Here is a 13,782-nt window from a genome sequence, read left to right on the forward strand (position 1 = left end):
GAGGTCGTGCCGTCGCTCGTGGCGACGAGGACCGGTGCAGCGTGGCCGCGTGGCCGGCGGGTGCCGTCCACGCGGGAGGGGTGCTTCCTAGGCGCGGCCCGCTGCGGTGACCGGATCGGCGTCCGTGACGGCTGCCGGAGCGTCGTCGTCGTGTTCCGACCAGGTGTCATCGGAGTCTACATCGGAGGTCCGACGCGGCTCGCGACCCGGGCGGTACGGGCCGGGCTCCTTGCCGGTGTGGCGACGGGTCTGCACGAGGAACACGATCACGCCCACGAGGATCGCCGCGAAGGACATCCAGACGTTCGTGCGGATGCCGGCGAAGGTCTCGCTCGTGTCGACACGGATGGACTCGAGGACCGAACGGCCGGTGCCGTACCAGATCAGGTAGAGGGCCATGACCTTGCCCCACTGCAGCTGGAAACGCTTGTCGAGCAGCAGGATGACGACCACGCCGACGACGTTCCAGATGATCTCGTACAGGAAGGTCGGGTGGAACAGCGTGCCCGCGGGCAGGCCGGTCGGGAACGCCGGGTTCGTCGACTCGATCTGCAGGCCCCACGGCAGGTTCGTCGGCATGCCGAAGAGTTCGTGGTTGAAGTAGTTGCCGAGCCGTCCGAACGCCTGTGCGAGCAGCACGCCCGGAGCGATGGCGTCGATCAGCGTCGTGAAGCGCAGGCCCACCTGGCGGCACCCGATCCACGCGCCGAGCGACCCGAGGATGATCGCGCCGAAGATCGCGAGACCGCCCTCCCACACGTAGAGGAAGGACCACGGGTCACGGCCGGGCCCGAAGTAGTCCTTGACGTGGGTGAACACGTGGAACAGCCGTCCGCCGATGATCCCCAGCGGCACCGCCCAGATCGCGATGTCGATGATGATCCACCGCTCGACCCCGCGCGCGTTCAGGCGACGGTTCGCGAGCAGCACCGCGGCCACGATCCCCAGCAGGATGCAGATGGCGTACGCGTGGATGCGGAAGTCGAGCGGCAGGTTCCAGCCGAAGACGTCGCGCAGCCAGGCGGTCAGGTCGAAGTACTGCCACGCGGTGCTCGGGCTCGGGATGCTCAGGAGGGGCATGGAGGTGCTGTCGCCTTTCGGTGCTGGACGGCCGCGGTTCCGCCGAGGCGGCGGCCCCGCTCACTGTAGCGCGGGAACCGCGCCCGGCAGGAACGCCGGCGGCCGACCTGTGGGAACTGTGACCGCACGCACGGACGGGAGGCGCGGTGCGGGTGAGCGACGTCGGTCACCCGCACCGCGCCTCCCGTCCGGAACGCGGTGACGGCCCGACGCGCGTCGGTCCGGTGGTCAGCGGTGCCGGAGGAGCGGTCGGCCGCGCACCCCGGATCCGTCGTCAGCGGCGCGCAGCGCCGGACGCGAGGTCGGCCGCACGGTCGGCCACGCCCTGGACGCCGAGGTCGGCGAGGGCGCGCACGAACGCCGATCCGATGATCGCGCCGTCGGCGTACTCGAGCACCTCGGCGACCTGGTCGGCCGTCGAGATCCCGAGGCCGACGCAGGTGCGCTCGACGCCCGCGTCGCGGAGCCGCGACACGACCGCGCGCGCGGCGACGTCGACGCCGACCCGGGCACCGGTGACGCCCATCGTCGACACCGCGTAGACGAACCCGCGGCTCGACCGGACGGCCTGCTGCATCCGGGCGTCCGTCGAGGACGGGGCGGCGAGGAACACGCGGTCGAGCCCGGTGCGCTCCGAGGCGTCGATCCAGGCACGAGCCTCGTCGGGGATGAGGTCCGGGGTGATGAGCCCGGAGGCACCGGCGGCGACGAGGTCGTCTGCGAAGCGCTCCACGCCGTACCGGAGCACGGGGTTCCAGTAGGTCATCACCAGGACCGGCACGTCCACGCGGTTCGTGATCTGGTCGACCGCGTCGAAGACCTGGGCGACGCGGAAGCCGTTCGCCAGGCTCTCCTCGGCGGCGCGCTGGATGACGGGACCGTCCATGACCGGGTCGGAGTAGGGCAGGCCGAACTCGATGACGTCGACGCCGTTCTCGGCGAGGGCGACGGCCGCGTCGACACTGGTCTGCACGTCCGGGAAGCCGGCGGGCAGGTACCCGACGACCGCGCCCGCACGCTCGGCGTTGGCGGTGTCGATCGTCGTCGCGACCGAGCGGGTGGTTCCGGGGGTGGTCACAGCTGCACCGCGTTCTCGTCGAGGATGCCGAAGTAGCGGCTGGCGGACGCCACGTCCTTGTCGCCGCGTCCGGACAGGGACACGAGCACGACACCGTCCGGGCCGAGCTCCTTGCCGAGCTTGATCGCACCGGCCAGTGCGTGGGCCGACTCGATCGCCGGCAGGATGCCCTCGGTGCGGCCGAGCAGACGGAACGCCTCCATCGCCTCGGCGTCGGTGATCGGCGTGTACTGCGCGCGGCCGATCGACGCGAGGTAGGCGTGCTCCGGGCCGACGCTCGGGTAGTCGAGACCCGCCGAGATGCTGTGGCTCTCGATCGTCTGGCCGTCCTCGTCCTGCATGAGGTAGGACATCGTGCCCTGCAGGACACCCGTGCGACCGAGCGAGATGCTCGCCGCGTGACGACCGGTCTCGATCCCCTCGCCGCCGGCCTCGAAGCCGTGCAGCCGGACGGACTCGTCGTCGAGGAACGCCTCGAAGATGCCCATCGCGTTCGACCCGCCGCCGACGCACGCGGCGACGGCGTCGGGCAGGCGACCGATGCGGTCGAGCACCTGCTGCCGGGCCTCCTCGCCGATCACCTTGTGGAACTCGCGCACCATCTCGGGGAACGGGTGCGGGCCGGCGACCGTGCCGAGCAGGTAGTGCGTCGACTCGACGTTGGCGACCCAGTCGCGCAGCGCGTCGTTGATCGCGTCCTTGAGCGTGCGGGAGCCGGTCTCGACCGGGATGACCTCGGCGCCGAGGAGCCGCATCCGGGCGACGTTGAGCGCCTGGCGCTCGGTGTCGACCGCACCCATGTACACGACGCAGTCCATGCCGAACAGTGCGGCTGCGGTGGCGGTCGCGACGCCGTGCTGGCCCGCGCCGGTCTCGGCGATCAGGCGGGTCTTGCCGAGGCGCTTCGCGACCAGGGCCTGGCCGAGCACGTTGTTGATCTTGTGCGAACCGGTGTGGTTGAGGTCCTCGCGCTTGAGGATGATCCGGGCACCACCGGCGTGCTTCGCGAACCGCGGCGCCTCGGTGATGATCGAGGGGCGGCCGGTGTACTCGCGCTGGAGCGTGTCGAGCTCCTCGCGGAACGCCGGGTCCGCCCAGGCCTCACGGAAGGCGGTCTCGAGCTCGTCGAGCGCCTCGACCAGGGACTCGGGGACGAAGCGTCCGCCGAAGTCGCCGAAGTACGGGCCCTGCAGGTCACGGAGTGAGGTCACGGTGGGTCTCCCGGGGTGGAGCGGCCGCGCCCGGAGTCGGGCGCGGCCGGTGGGACGGAGCGCGGTCAGGCGCGCGGGCGGCCGAGGCCGTCCGCGGCGGCGATGAACGACGCGAGGGTTGCGGCCGGGTCGGTGCCCGTGACGAGCGCCTCCCCCACCAGGACGACGTCGGCACCCGCGGAGCGGTAGTGCGCGACGTCGGCGGGACCGGCGACGGCGGACTCGGCGACGCGGACGACCCCGTCGGGGATACGGTCGGCGAGCGAGCCGAACAGGTCACGGTCCAGCGAGAAGTCGGTCAGGTCGCGGGCGTTCACGCCGAGGATGCGTGCCCCGGCGTCGAGGCCGCGCGCGACCTCGTCGGCGGAGTGCGCCTCGACGAGGACGCGCATGCCGAGCTCCTCGGCCAGGCCGTGCAGCTCGACGAGCCGCTGCTGGTCGAGGGCCGCGACGATGAGCAGCACGAGGTCGGCGCCGGACGCACGTGCCTCGACGACCTGGTACGGGTCCGCGATGAAGTCCTTGCGGAGCACCGGCACGCCGACCCGGGCCTTGACGGCCTCGAGGTCGGCGAGGCTCCCGAGGAACTTCCGCCCCTCGGTGAGCACGCTGATCGTCGACGCACCGCCGCGCTCGTAGTCGGCGGCGAGTGCGGCCGGGTCCTCGATCGCGGCCATCGAGCCGCGCGACGGGCTCGCACGCTTGACCTCGGCGAGGATCTTCACGCGGTCACCGGGGGCCAGGAACTCCAGGGCGTCGAGCGGCGACGCGACCCGGTCGAGGTCGCGTTCGACGTCGGCGTAGGGGCGGTCGAGGCGCCGGGCTTCGGCGTCCTCGAGCGCACCGGCGACGAGGGTCTCGAGCACGTTCGCCACGGGACTACTCCGCGTGGTGCTTGGCGACGTACTTCGGGCCGTTGACGCCGTAGCCGGCCTTGCCCATGACGGCGCCCACGATCAGGCCGACCACCACGACACCGGCCGAGGCCCAGACGCCCCACGCCATGTCGAACCAGAAGAACAGCGTCCCGGCCGCGAACCCGATCAGCATGATCACGACGGCGGTCCAGGCGGCGGGCGAGTGGCCTTCGCCGAGTTCTGCGGGCTCAGTGTTGCTCACGGTGCTCCTCGTTCGGTTCCGGCGTCGTCGTCCGATCGACGCCCCTGCGATCCTACCGCGCCGGTCGTGGTGGGCTCCCCCACCGCGCCGCCCTGCGCACCGTCGAGGACGGTCGGGTCGTCGCCGGCGCTGAGGTCGTCCCAGTCGGTGATCGCATCGCGCTGCGCCGGTGCCGCAGCCCGTGCCGCCGCGGCCGCACCGGTCGTCTGCGCGCCGTACTTGCGGGTCGGACCGGGCCAGGACCGCTGGAGCACCAGGACCGCGACGCCGAGCAGGACCGCGAGGACGCCACCGACGATGCCGACGGCCGGCCACACGGTCACGTCGACGCTCGCGACGACCCGGCGCACGGCGTCGATGTCGCTCACGCCGGCGACCCCGCCCACGGCGCCCTTCGACGCGGCGACGGGATCGGTCAGTGCCGAGGCGCCGGTGAGGACGACACCGGCACCGAGCAGCACCTCGACGACGCCGAGCACGACCCGGAGGACGCGGCCGGCGATCGTGAGCGCGAGGAACAGCGCGAGACTGGCGATCGCGAGGGCGGTGTACTGCGGCACCGCGGCTGCGCCGTCCGCGACGACCTGCGACACCACGGCGGTCCCGGTGTGGAGCCGCACGGTGAACCAGGTCTGCGTCCACGAGAGCATCACGATGCCGGCCACCGCGAGGCCGCCGACGACCACCAGCGGGCGCGACCGCGCGCGGGTCAGTGACCGGGTGCGGCTCACGGACGCACCTCGCGCATCCGGTTCGCCGTCGCGACCGCGCGCAGCGGGGCCGCCGCCTTGTTGACGGCCTCGACGTGCTCGGTGTGCGGGTCGGAGTCGGCGACGAGCCCGGCGCCGGCCTGCACGCGCGCGACGCCGTCCTTGATCAGGGCGGTGCGGATGGCGATCGCCAGGTCGGCGTCGCCCGCGAAGTCGAAGTAGCCGACGACACCGGCGTACGCGCCGCGCTTCGCCGGTTCGAGCTCGTCGATGATCTCGAGCGCGCGCGGCTTCGGCGCACCGGACAGGGTCCCGGCCGGGAACGTCGCGCGGAACACGTCGATCGCGGACGCCCCGGGCCGGACCGACCCCTCGACGCTCGACACGAGGTGCATGATGTGGCTGAACCGCTCGACCGTCATGAACTCGGTCACGGCGACCGTGCCCGGCTCGCAGACCTTCTGCAGGTCGTTGCGGGCGAGGTCGACGAGCATGAGGTGCTCGGCGCGCTCCTTCGGGTCGGCGAGCAGTTCCTCGCCGAGACGGACGTCCTCGACGGGCGAGGCCCCGCGCGGACGCGATCCGGCGATCGGGTGCGTGATGGCCCGGCCGCCCTGCACCTTGACGAGCGCCTCGGGCGACGCGCCGACGATCCAGAACCGCTCGTCGGCGGTGTCCGCGAGCGACAGGAAGTACATGTACGGGCTCGGGTTGAGCGTCCGCAGCACCCGGTAGACGTCGAGCGGGTCGGCGGTGACCTCGTGGTCGAACCGCTGCGAGATGACGACCTGGAAGACGTCGCCGTCGCGGATGAAGTCCTTCGACCGGACCACCGCGGCCATGTAGTCGTCGGGAGAGGTGCGGTGGGTCGGGGTGGGCTCGGCGATCTCGAACGCCTCGGCCACGGTCGCGACGGTCGGCTGCACGAGGTCGGCCTGCATCCGGTCGAGTCGTACCTGGGCGTCGCTCCACATCGCGTCGGCGTCGTCGGTGCCGTCGTTGAGGACGCTCGCGACGAGCAGCACGAGTCCGGTGCGGTGGTCGAGCGCCGCGAGCTCCGACACGAAGGACAGCGCCTGTCCCGGGACGTCGAAGTCCGCGGGCGGGGCGTCGGGCAGGTGCTCGAGCTGACGGACGGCCTCCCAGCCGACGAAGCCGACCGTACCGCCGACGAGGGGCGGGGTGCCCGGGACGCGCGGGGTCGCCCAGCGCTCGTGCAGTCGTGCGAGCACCTCGAGCGGCGCGCCGTCGAGCGAGCCGACCGCGCGCTCGGCGCTGATGCCGGTGTCGATCCAGGCGGCGCGGTCGCCCTCCTGCGTGAGCACACCGAAGCTGCGCACGCCGACGAAGGACCAGCGGGACCACAGACCGCCCTGGCCGGCGGACTCCAGCAGGAACGACCCGGGACGACCGTCCGCGAGCTTGCGGTAGACGCCGACCGGGGTCTCGCTGTCCGCGTAGAGCGCGCGGACGACCGGGACCACCCGGTGGTCGGCGAGCAGACCGTCGTACGCGGAGCGGGTCGTCGTGCGCGGCTCGTCGGAGCCGTGCGCGGTCGCCGCGGTCACCGTGCCGCTCCGTCCGACGTGGCGGCGTCGGTGAGTGCGGTCCAGGCCGCGACGGCCTCGTCCGCGGCGGACCCGGCGGGCGGCGCGGAGGCCGTGACCGGGTCGAGCGGGTCGACGTCGAAGCAGCGGTGCGCGCCGGTGTGGCACGCCGCACCGACCTGCTGCACGGTGACGAGCAGGGTGTCGTCGTCGCAGTCGAGCGCCGCGGCACGCACGTACTGGGCGTGGCCGGACGTGTCGCCCTTGCGCCAGTACTCCTGCCGGGAGCGTGACCAGAAGGTCACCCGGCCCTCGGTCAGGGTGCGGCGGAGGGCTTCCCGGTCCATGTAGCCGAGCATGAGGACGTCCTTCGTGGACTCCTCCTGCACGACGGCGGGGAGCAACCCGTCCGCACCGAACCGCGCGCGGTCGAGGACCGCGTCCGTGCTGGTGCTGGTGCTGTCGGTCATGAGGCTCCTAGCCTACGGCGTGCCGGACGGGAGGCGCGGTGCGGGCCCGCCCCGCGCCTCCCGGCCGGCCGTGGTCGCGCCACGGGGCGGGGGCAGGGCGGACGCGCCTCCGGTCCACCACGGGCGGGGGCGCGGTGGACGAGGACCGGTCAGCGGACGACGAGACCGTCCGCGCGCAGTGCGGCCTTGACGTCGCCGATGGTCATCTCGCCGCGGTGGAAGACGCTCGCCGCGAGGACCGCGTCGGCGCCCGCCTCGACGGCCGGGGCGAAGTGCTCGACCCGACCCGCGCCGCCGGACCCGATCACGGGGACGGAGGACACCGCGCGGACCGCGGCGATGAGCTCGAGGTCGAAGCCGTTCTTCGTGCCGTCGGCGTCGATCGAGTTGACGAGCAGCTCCCCCGCGCCGCGTTCGACGCCCTCGCGCGCCCACGCGATCGCGTCGAGGTCGGACTCGGTGCGCCCGCCGTGCGTCGTCACGACGAAGCCGGACGGCATCCGGTCGGAGCGCTTGACGTCGAGCGAGAGCACGACCGCCTGCGCGCCGAAGCGGTCCGCGATCTCGCCGACCAGGTCGGGCCGGGCGATCGCGGCGCTGTTCACACCGATCTTGTCGGCGCCGCACTGCTGCAGGCGCGACACGTCGTCGACGCTGCGGACCCCGCCGCCCACCGTCAGCGGGATGAACACCTGCTCGGCGGTTCGCGTCACGGTGTCGTACATCGTCGCGCGGTTCTCGACCGTCGCTCCGACGTCGAGGAAGGTCAGTTCGTCGGCGCCCTGCTCGTAGTAGCGCGCCGCGAGCTCGACCGGGTCGCCGGCGTCCTGCAGGTCCAGGAAGTTGACGCCCTTGACGACGCGACCGCCCTGCACGTCGAGGCACGGCACGACGCGCACGGCGACCCCGCCGACCGCCGCCGGTGCGCCGGACACGCCCGGCTCCGCTGCGTCGGTCACAGGCGTGCGGCGTGGATCGGGCTGACGAGGATGGCGCGTGCGCCGAGGTCGTAGAGCGCGTCCATGATGAGGTTCGCGTCCTCGCGCGGGATCATCACCCGCACCGCCGACCAGTCGCGGTCGTGCAGCGGCGACACGGTCGGCGACTCGATGCCCGAGGCGACCGCGGTGGCCTGTTCGAGCAGGCCGGTGGGGATGTCGTAGTCGAGCATCACGTAGCCGCGGGCGACGAGCACGCCCTGCAGCCGACGGCGCAGGACGTCGATGCCCGGGATCGACTCGTCGGTCGAGATGAGCAGCGCGGTCGACTCGAGGATGACCGGGCCGAAGATCTCCAGGCCGGCGGCGCGGAGGGTGCTGCCGGTCGAGACGACGTCGGCGACCGCGTCGGCGACACCGAGGCGCACCGCACTCTCGACGGCGCCGTCGAGCTTGACGAGGGTCGCGGAGACGCCGTGCTGGGCCAGGAACTCCCCGACCAGGCCGGGGTAGCTCGTCGCGACCCGCACGCCGTCGAGGTCCCGCAGCTCGGTGAAGCGGCCGGGCGTGCCCGCGAAGCGGAACGTCGAGTCGGCGAACCCGAGCGCGTCGACCTCGTGCGCCGCCGAGCCGGAGTCCAGCAGCAGGTCGCGACCGGTGATGCCGACGTCGAGCGCCCCCGACCCGACGTACGTCGCGATGTCCCGCGGGCGGAGGAAGAAGAACTCGACGCCGTTGCGCTCGTCGAGCAGGTGCAGCGCCTTCGGGTCGCGGCGACCGGCGTACCCGGCCTCCTTGAGCATCTCGGAGGCGGTCTCGGACAGCGAGCCCTTGTTGGGCACGGCGATGCGGAGCATCAGGGTCTGCTTTCTGCTGGAGGTCGGGACGGCTGCGGGGGCGGTGGCGCTCGGTGCGCGACACGCCTGCCTACAGATGTCGCCAGACGTCCGCCGGGGTCAGGCCCTTCGCGACCATGAGGACCTGCAGGTGGTAGACCAACTGCGAGATCTCCTCGGAGGTGCGCTCGTCGCCCTCGTACTCGGCCGCCATCCAGACCTCGGCGGCTTCCTCCACGATCTTCTTGCCGATCTGGTGCACGCCGGCGTCCAGTTCGGCGACGGTGCCGGAGCCCTCGGGGCGCGTCCGCGCCTTCTCGGTCAGCTCCGCGAACAGGTCGTCGAACGTCTTCACGGAGGACAGGCTACCGTCCCCGGCCGCCCCGGCGGACCCACCCACCGGGACACCGGCGGTCACGCCGACGTCCGCACCGTCGTCCGCACCGTCGTCCGCACCGTCGTCCGCTCCGGTCGGCCGGGAGGCGCGGGCCGGGTCCGACGCGCCGGTCGCGTCGGCGGTCACGCGCGTGCCGCCGCGGCTGCCGCCCGCAGGTCGGCGATGCGCTGCGACGGTTCCCCGCCGTACACGGCGGACCCCGCGACGAGCGTGTCGGCGCCGCTGCGGACCGCCTCGGGCACCGTGTCGACCGCGATCCCGCCGTCGACCTCGAGCCACACGTCGAGCCCCGAGGCGTCGACCGCTGCGCGGGCGTCGGCGAGCTTCGGCATCACGGACGGCATGAACGACTGGCCGCCGAAGCCCGGCTCGACCGTCATGAGCAGGACCATGTCGTAGGCGTCGAGGTGCCGCAGCACGTCGGTCACGGGCGTCCCGGGCTTGATCGCCACCGCCGCGCGGGCGCCGTTCGAGCGGATCGCCGCCGCGGTCGCCACGGGGTCGGCCGCCGCCTCGAAGTGGAACGTGACGCTCGACGCACCGGTCTCGGCGTACTTCGGTGCCTGCGTGTCGGCGTCGGTGATCATCAGGTGCACGTCGAGCGGCACCGGGGAGACCTCCTGCAGCCGCTGCACGATCGGCAGGCCGAGGGTGAGGTTCGGCACGAAGTGGTTGTCCATCACGTCGACGTGCACCAGGTCGGCGCTCTCGATGCGGTGCAGTTCCCGCTCGAGGTTCGCGAAGTCGGCGGACAGGATGCTCGGCGCGATGCGGATGGTCACCGGACAAGCCTACCGACGCGGCTGTGCAGCGTCGCGTGACGCCCAGAGCGGCGAGGTCCGCCAGTCCGGGGCAGCCGAGGCTGCTTCGCGTAGACGCGGTTGAACACGCGACCGTGGTGGGCGCACACGTTGCGCAGGACGTTGAGCGCTCGGAGCCAGGACACCATCTGCGGCGGCCGGAGGTCGAACGTGCTCGCGACGGACCGCTGCACCGGCGGCGACGCGAAGCTGAACAGTCTCGTCAGCGCTCCCCAGTCCATGACCTCGACCGCGGCCCAGACCGGCAGCCGTCCCCCGTACGACGCGCGATGGTGCTCGACGAACTCGTCGCGCGAACGGGCGACCTCGGCGTGGTGCCGCCGGAGCCACTCGTCGTGGTCGCGTCCGTCACGCGCGAGCGGACCGAGCAGGTCGGGCCGGAGGTGGGCGCACGGGTCGACCCGCCCGAGCGCGTCGCCGAGTCGAGCACGGACGACGAGTTCGACCGCTCCGAGCGCGCCGAGCACGGCGGTTCGGAGGCGTTCGTCGAACGAGTGCAACGCGAGGACGTCGTCGAGGGTCGAGCCGGGGACGAAGGAGTCGGTGCGGCGGTCGCCCTGGAGGACACGGAAGGGGTACCAGTACCCGCTCAGCCGGTAGTAGCCGATCTGCCGGAGTCGGTCGACGGCGATGCCCTCGTCGTCGATGTGCAACCCGCGGCCGCGGAGCAGGACGACCTGTTCCTCCGGAGAGCAGTAACGCTTGACCTCGGACATCGACCCCCACTCGATCCGCACCCCGTCGACACCGTGCGACGGAACCGACCTTCCCTGCGATCAGCGGCCCTGACAGCGGGCCGTCCCCGATGACGGGACGCCCCCGACAACGAAGAGGACCGGCCCTGGACCTGCTGAGCAGGCGGAACCGGTCTTGTCCGACCAACATATCAGACGCCCTCCGACACTGCAACGGGTCGGGCGTGCTGCGTCAGGCGGTCCGGCGGAACAGCGCGACGAACATGGCGTCCGTGCCGGTCCGGTGCGGCCAGAGCTGCACCGTCCGACCGTCGGCGACCTGCGGGTCACGGGCGGCCACCGCACGGACGATGCCCGCGGTGTCGAGCTGTTCGAGCACGTCGCCGTGCCGGGACATCAGCGCGTCGACCTGCCCGCGCGTCTCGGCGAGGTGCGGCGAGCACGTGACGTACGCGAGCGTGCCGCCGGGTGCGAGGGCCCGGACCGCGGCGTCGAGCAACTCGGTCTGCAGGGCCGCCAGCTCGGGGACGTCCTCGGGCTGCTTGCGCCACCGTGCCTCGGGCCGCCGTCGCAGGGCACCGAGTCCGGTGCACGGCGCGTCGAGCAGGATGCGGTCGAAGCGCTCGTCCCCCGGTGCGCCGAACCGTCGTGCGTCGCCCTGGCGGACGGTCACCACGGATTCGTCGGCGACCGTGGACAAGGCCTTGCGGACCAGCCCGGCGCGGGCCGGCACGAGTTCGTTCGCGACCAGGGTCGCGCCGCCGACGCGGGCCTCGGCGGCGAGGAGCGCCGCCTTGCCGCCGGGCCCGGCGCACATGTCGAGCCAGCGTTCGCCCGGCCGCACCGCCGAGGACCGGCTCAGCGCGAGGGCCGCGAGCTGCGAACCCTCGTCCTGCACGCGCAGGCGTCCGGCGGCGACGCCCGGCACCCGGGCGGGGTCGCCGGAGACGCCACGGATGCCGACGGGTGAGACCGGGCTGCGGTCCGCCTCGACCACCACGTCCGGGACGGGGGGCGCGGCGTCCGTGCCGTCGGCGGCTCGCGGCCCCGACGTGGTCACGGACGGGTCCCCCGTTCCGTCGGACGACTGGTCGCGGTCGACGGCGTCGGTCACGTCGTCCTCCGTCGCGGCCGAGGGCCGGGCACGGTCGGCAGCCGCGGAGGCGTCGTCCTCCGGTGCCGACGCGGGTGGGCGGACCGCGGTGCGCACGTCCTCGTCGGTCGCGAGTCCGGGCAGCGCCACGAGCTGGACCCGCGGCGCGACGTTGTCGGCCGCGAGCAGCGCCGCGAGCTCGTCGCGGGACCGTTCCGCCGCCAGGGCGTCCCGCAGGGCCGCGACCACCCACGCTGGGTGTGACCAGCGGGTCGCGAGCAGGGCGTCGCCCGCCCGGCCCTCGGTGATCGAGGCGTCCCACTCGTCGTCGGTGCGGGCGGCGACCTTGCGCAGCACGGCGTTCACGAAGCCCGTGGCCCGGCGCGCGCCGACCTCGCGTGCGAGCTCGACGGTCGCCGAGACCGCCGCGTGCACGGGCGTGCGCATGCCGAGGAGCTGGTGCACACCGAGCCGCAGCACGTCGAGCACGTCGGCTTCGACGTTCTCGACACGGCGTCCGGACGCGACGCCGATGATCGCGTCGTAGCGACCGAGCATGCGGATCGAGCCGTAGGTGAGCTCGGTCGCGAACCCCGCGTCGCGGGCGGACAGGCCGGCACGCCGGATGCGGCTCGGCAGCAGGAGGTTGGCGTACGCGTCGTCGACCTGCACGGCGCGGAGCACGTCGAACGCGACCCGCCGCGCACTCGTGGTGCGCGGACCCGCCGGGCGCCCGCCCTGCGGACGGCGTGGTGCGGCGCTCACGACAGCACCGCCGAGGTGAGGTCGCCGAGCCCGCGGGCCCAGGCGGCACCGTCCATCGCCTTCTTGCCGGCGGGTTGGACCTCGGTGAGCACGAGCGGGTCGTCGGCGGTCCCGACGAGCAGCCGACCGCCGTGGAGGGCGAGCGCGCCGGGGGCGAGCGACGGGACGGGCTCGGACGAGCCTGGCGACAGGCGGGCGCTGCGGAGCAGCTTGACCCGCGTCTCGCCGAGGTGCGCGTACGCACCGGGCTCGGGCGTGACGCCGCGCAGGTGGGCGTGCACGACGGCGGCGGGCGCGGCGAAGCGGACCAGGCCGTCCTCGATCGTGGTCTTCGGGGCGGTGGTCGGGGTGCCGACCTGCTCGTGCGCGACGGCGGTCCCGTCGGCGATCGCGTCGACGACCCGCAGAACGGTGTCGGCGCCGCGCTCGGCCATCGCCGCGAGGACCTCGCCCGCCGTGGCCTCGGCGTCGATCGTGAACGGGTCGCTCGCGAAGACCGGCCCGGCGTCGAGGGCCTCCACGAGCTGGAAGACGGTGGCGGCGGTGCGGGTGTCGCCGGCCATGACCGCACGCTGCACGGGAGCGGCGCCCCGGTAGGCGGGCAGGTCGGAGAAGTGCAGGTTGACCCACCCGTGACGGGGCGTGTCGAGCGCGGGCCGACGGAGCAGTGCCCCGTACGCGACGATGACCCCGAGGTCGACCCCGAGGTCGGCGATCCGGGCGGTCACCTCGTCGTCGACACGGACGGCCTCGATCACCGGGAGCCCGAGCTCCTCGGCGGCCTGGGCGACCGGGGTCGGCGTGAGGACGCGCTTGCGGCCCTGCGGCGTCGGCGTGCGGGTGAGCACGGCGGCGATCTCGTGGTCGGACGCCGCGAGGCGGCGGAGGGTGGGGACGGCCGCAGCGGGGCTGCCGGCGACGACGAGACGCATGGCATCCATGGTCCCACGGGCCGGGCCGCCGCCAGCACTCCTCCACAGCCCGTGACGCCCTCCACAGCAGACCGCTCTGTCCACGGCACG

15 protein-coding genes are annotated in these 13,782 nt (G+C 73.4%); all 15 read right to left on the reverse strand.

The window, feature by feature from the left end; translation table 11 throughout:
* Positions 1–87: 87 nt before the first annotated feature.
* The 15 genes from lgt to QOL15_RS09165 all read right to left on the reverse strand — a co-directional run bounded on the left by lgt (position 88) and on the right by QOL15_RS09165 (position 13,692).
* Positions 88–1,080, reverse strand: a complete 993-nt coding sequence (gene lgt / locus QOL15_RS09095) for a prolipoprotein diacylglyceryl transferase (RefSeq protein ID WP_083393800.1) — start codon at positions 1,078–1,080, stop codon at positions 88–90.
* A 274-nt stretch (positions 1,081–1,354) separates the two neighbouring features.
* Positions 1,355–2,158: a tryptophan synthase subunit alpha gene (trpA, locus tag QOL15_RS09100; protein WP_071245408.1), complete on the reverse strand. Its 804-nt coding sequence runs from the start codon at positions 2,156–2,158 to the stop codon at positions 1,355–1,357.
* On the reverse strand, positions 2,155–3,369 hold the full coding sequence (trpB, locus tag QOL15_RS09105) for a tryptophan synthase subunit beta (RefSeq protein WP_065959130.1): 1,215 nt from the start codon (positions 3,367–3,369) through the stop codon (positions 2,155–2,157). The genes trpA and trpB overlap by 4 nt, the downstream gene beginning before the upstream one ends.
* A gap of 65 nt (positions 3,370–3,434) precedes the next feature.
* Complete coding sequence (gene trpC, locus QOL15_RS09110; protein WP_065959303.1) at positions 3,435–4,235, reverse strand: indole-3-glycerol phosphate synthase TrpC; 801 nt, start codon at positions 4,233–4,235, stop codon at positions 3,435–3,437.
* Positions 4,236–4,248: 13 nt separating this feature from the next.
* Complete coding sequence (locus tag QOL15_RS09115) at positions 4,249–4,488, reverse strand: HGxxPAAW family protein (RefSeq protein ID WP_065959132.1); 240 nt, start codon at positions 4,486–4,488, stop codon at positions 4,249–4,251.
* Positions 4,485–5,219: a Trp biosynthesis-associated membrane protein gene (locus QOL15_RS09120; protein WP_071245410.1), complete on the reverse strand. Its 735-nt coding sequence runs from the start codon at positions 5,217–5,219 to the stop codon at positions 4,485–4,487. Before QOL15_RS09120 ends, QOL15_RS09115 begins: the two co-directional genes overlap by 4 nt.
* Positions 5,216–6,766 carry an anthranilate synthase component I gene (locus QOL15_RS09125; RefSeq protein ID WP_065959137.1) on the reverse strand — a complete coding sequence of 517 codons (1,551 nt, stop codon included), beginning with the start codon at positions 6,764–6,766 and terminating at the stop codon, positions 5,216–5,218. Before QOL15_RS09125 ends, QOL15_RS09120 begins: the two co-directional genes overlap by 4 nt.
* Complete coding sequence (gene hisI / locus QOL15_RS09130; RefSeq protein WP_065959139.1) at positions 6,763–7,215, reverse strand: phosphoribosyl-AMP cyclohydrolase; 453 nt, start codon at positions 7,213–7,215, stop codon at positions 6,763–6,765. The genes QOL15_RS09125 and hisI overlap by 4 nt, the downstream gene beginning before the upstream one ends.
* Before the next feature lie 149 nt (positions 7,216–7,364).
* Positions 7,365–8,150: an imidazole glycerol phosphate synthase subunit HisF gene (gene hisF, locus QOL15_RS09135; RefSeq protein ID WP_071245424.1), complete on the reverse strand. Its 786-nt coding sequence runs from the start codon at positions 8,148–8,150 to the stop codon at positions 7,365–7,367.
* A 20-nt stretch (positions 8,151–8,170) separates the two neighbouring features.
* Positions 8,171–9,010 carry an ATP phosphoribosyltransferase gene (gene hisG / locus QOL15_RS09140; RefSeq protein WP_071245412.1) on the reverse strand — a complete coding sequence of 280 codons (840 nt, stop codon included), beginning with the start codon at positions 9,008–9,010 and terminating at the stop codon, positions 8,171–8,173.
* A 70-nt stretch (positions 9,011–9,080) separates the two neighbouring features.
* Complete coding sequence (locus tag QOL15_RS09145; protein WP_058742152.1) at positions 9,081–9,344, reverse strand: phosphoribosyl-ATP diphosphatase; 264 nt, start codon at positions 9,342–9,344, stop codon at positions 9,081–9,083.
* Positions 9,345–9,508: 164 nt separating this feature from the next.
* Positions 9,509–10,168: a ribulose-phosphate 3-epimerase gene (gene rpe / locus QOL15_RS09150; protein ID WP_065959142.1), complete on the reverse strand. Its 660-nt coding sequence runs from the start codon at positions 10,166–10,168 to the stop codon at positions 9,509–9,511.
* A complete protein-coding gene (locus QOL15_RS09155; RefSeq protein ID WP_071245414.1) occupies positions 10,165–10,944 on the reverse strand; it encodes an Abi family protein in 780 nt (259 codons plus the stop codon). Before QOL15_RS09155 ends, rpe begins: the two co-directional genes overlap by 4 nt.
* A 190-nt stretch (positions 10,945–11,134) precedes the next feature.
* Positions 11,135–12,760 (reverse strand): RsmB/NOP family class I SAM-dependent RNA methyltransferase, encoded by a 1,626-nt coding sequence (locus QOL15_RS09160; protein ID WP_083393801.1) that lies wholly within the window; start codon positions 12,758–12,760, stop codon positions 11,135–11,137.
* The gene (locus QOL15_RS09165) at positions 12,757–13,692 is read right to left on the reverse strand and encodes a methionyl-tRNA formyltransferase (protein ID WP_071245416.1); all 936 of its coding nucleotides are present in this window, start codon (positions 13,690–13,692) and stop codon (positions 12,757–12,759) included. The genes QOL15_RS09160 and QOL15_RS09165 overlap by 4 nt, the downstream gene beginning before the upstream one ends.
* Between the last annotated feature and the right edge of the window lie 90 nt (positions 13,693–13,782).

This window comes from Curtobacterium sp. MCBA15_012 (genome assembly GCF_001864935.2).
Lineage (GTDB): Bacteria > Actinomycetota > Actinomycetes > Actinomycetales > Microbacteriaceae > Curtobacterium.

Excerpts from the sequence above, each read along its gene's own strand:
- lgt (WP_083393800.1), bottom strand. The coding sequence starts at position 1,080 with ATGCCCCTCCTGAGCATCCCGAGCCCGAGCACCGCGTGGCAGTACTTC.
- QOL15_RS09165 (WP_071245416.1), bottom strand. The coding sequence starts at position 13,692 with ATGCGTCTCGTCGTCGCCGGCAGCCCCGCTGCGGCCGTCCCCACCCTC.
- hisI (WP_065959139.1), bottom strand. The coding sequence starts at position 7,215 with ATGACCGACAGCACCAGCACCAGCACGGACGCGGTCCTCGACCGCGCG.
- hisG (WP_071245412.1), bottom strand. The coding sequence starts at position 9,010 with ATGCTCCGCATCGCCGTGCCCAACAAGGGCTCGCTGTCCGAGACCGCC.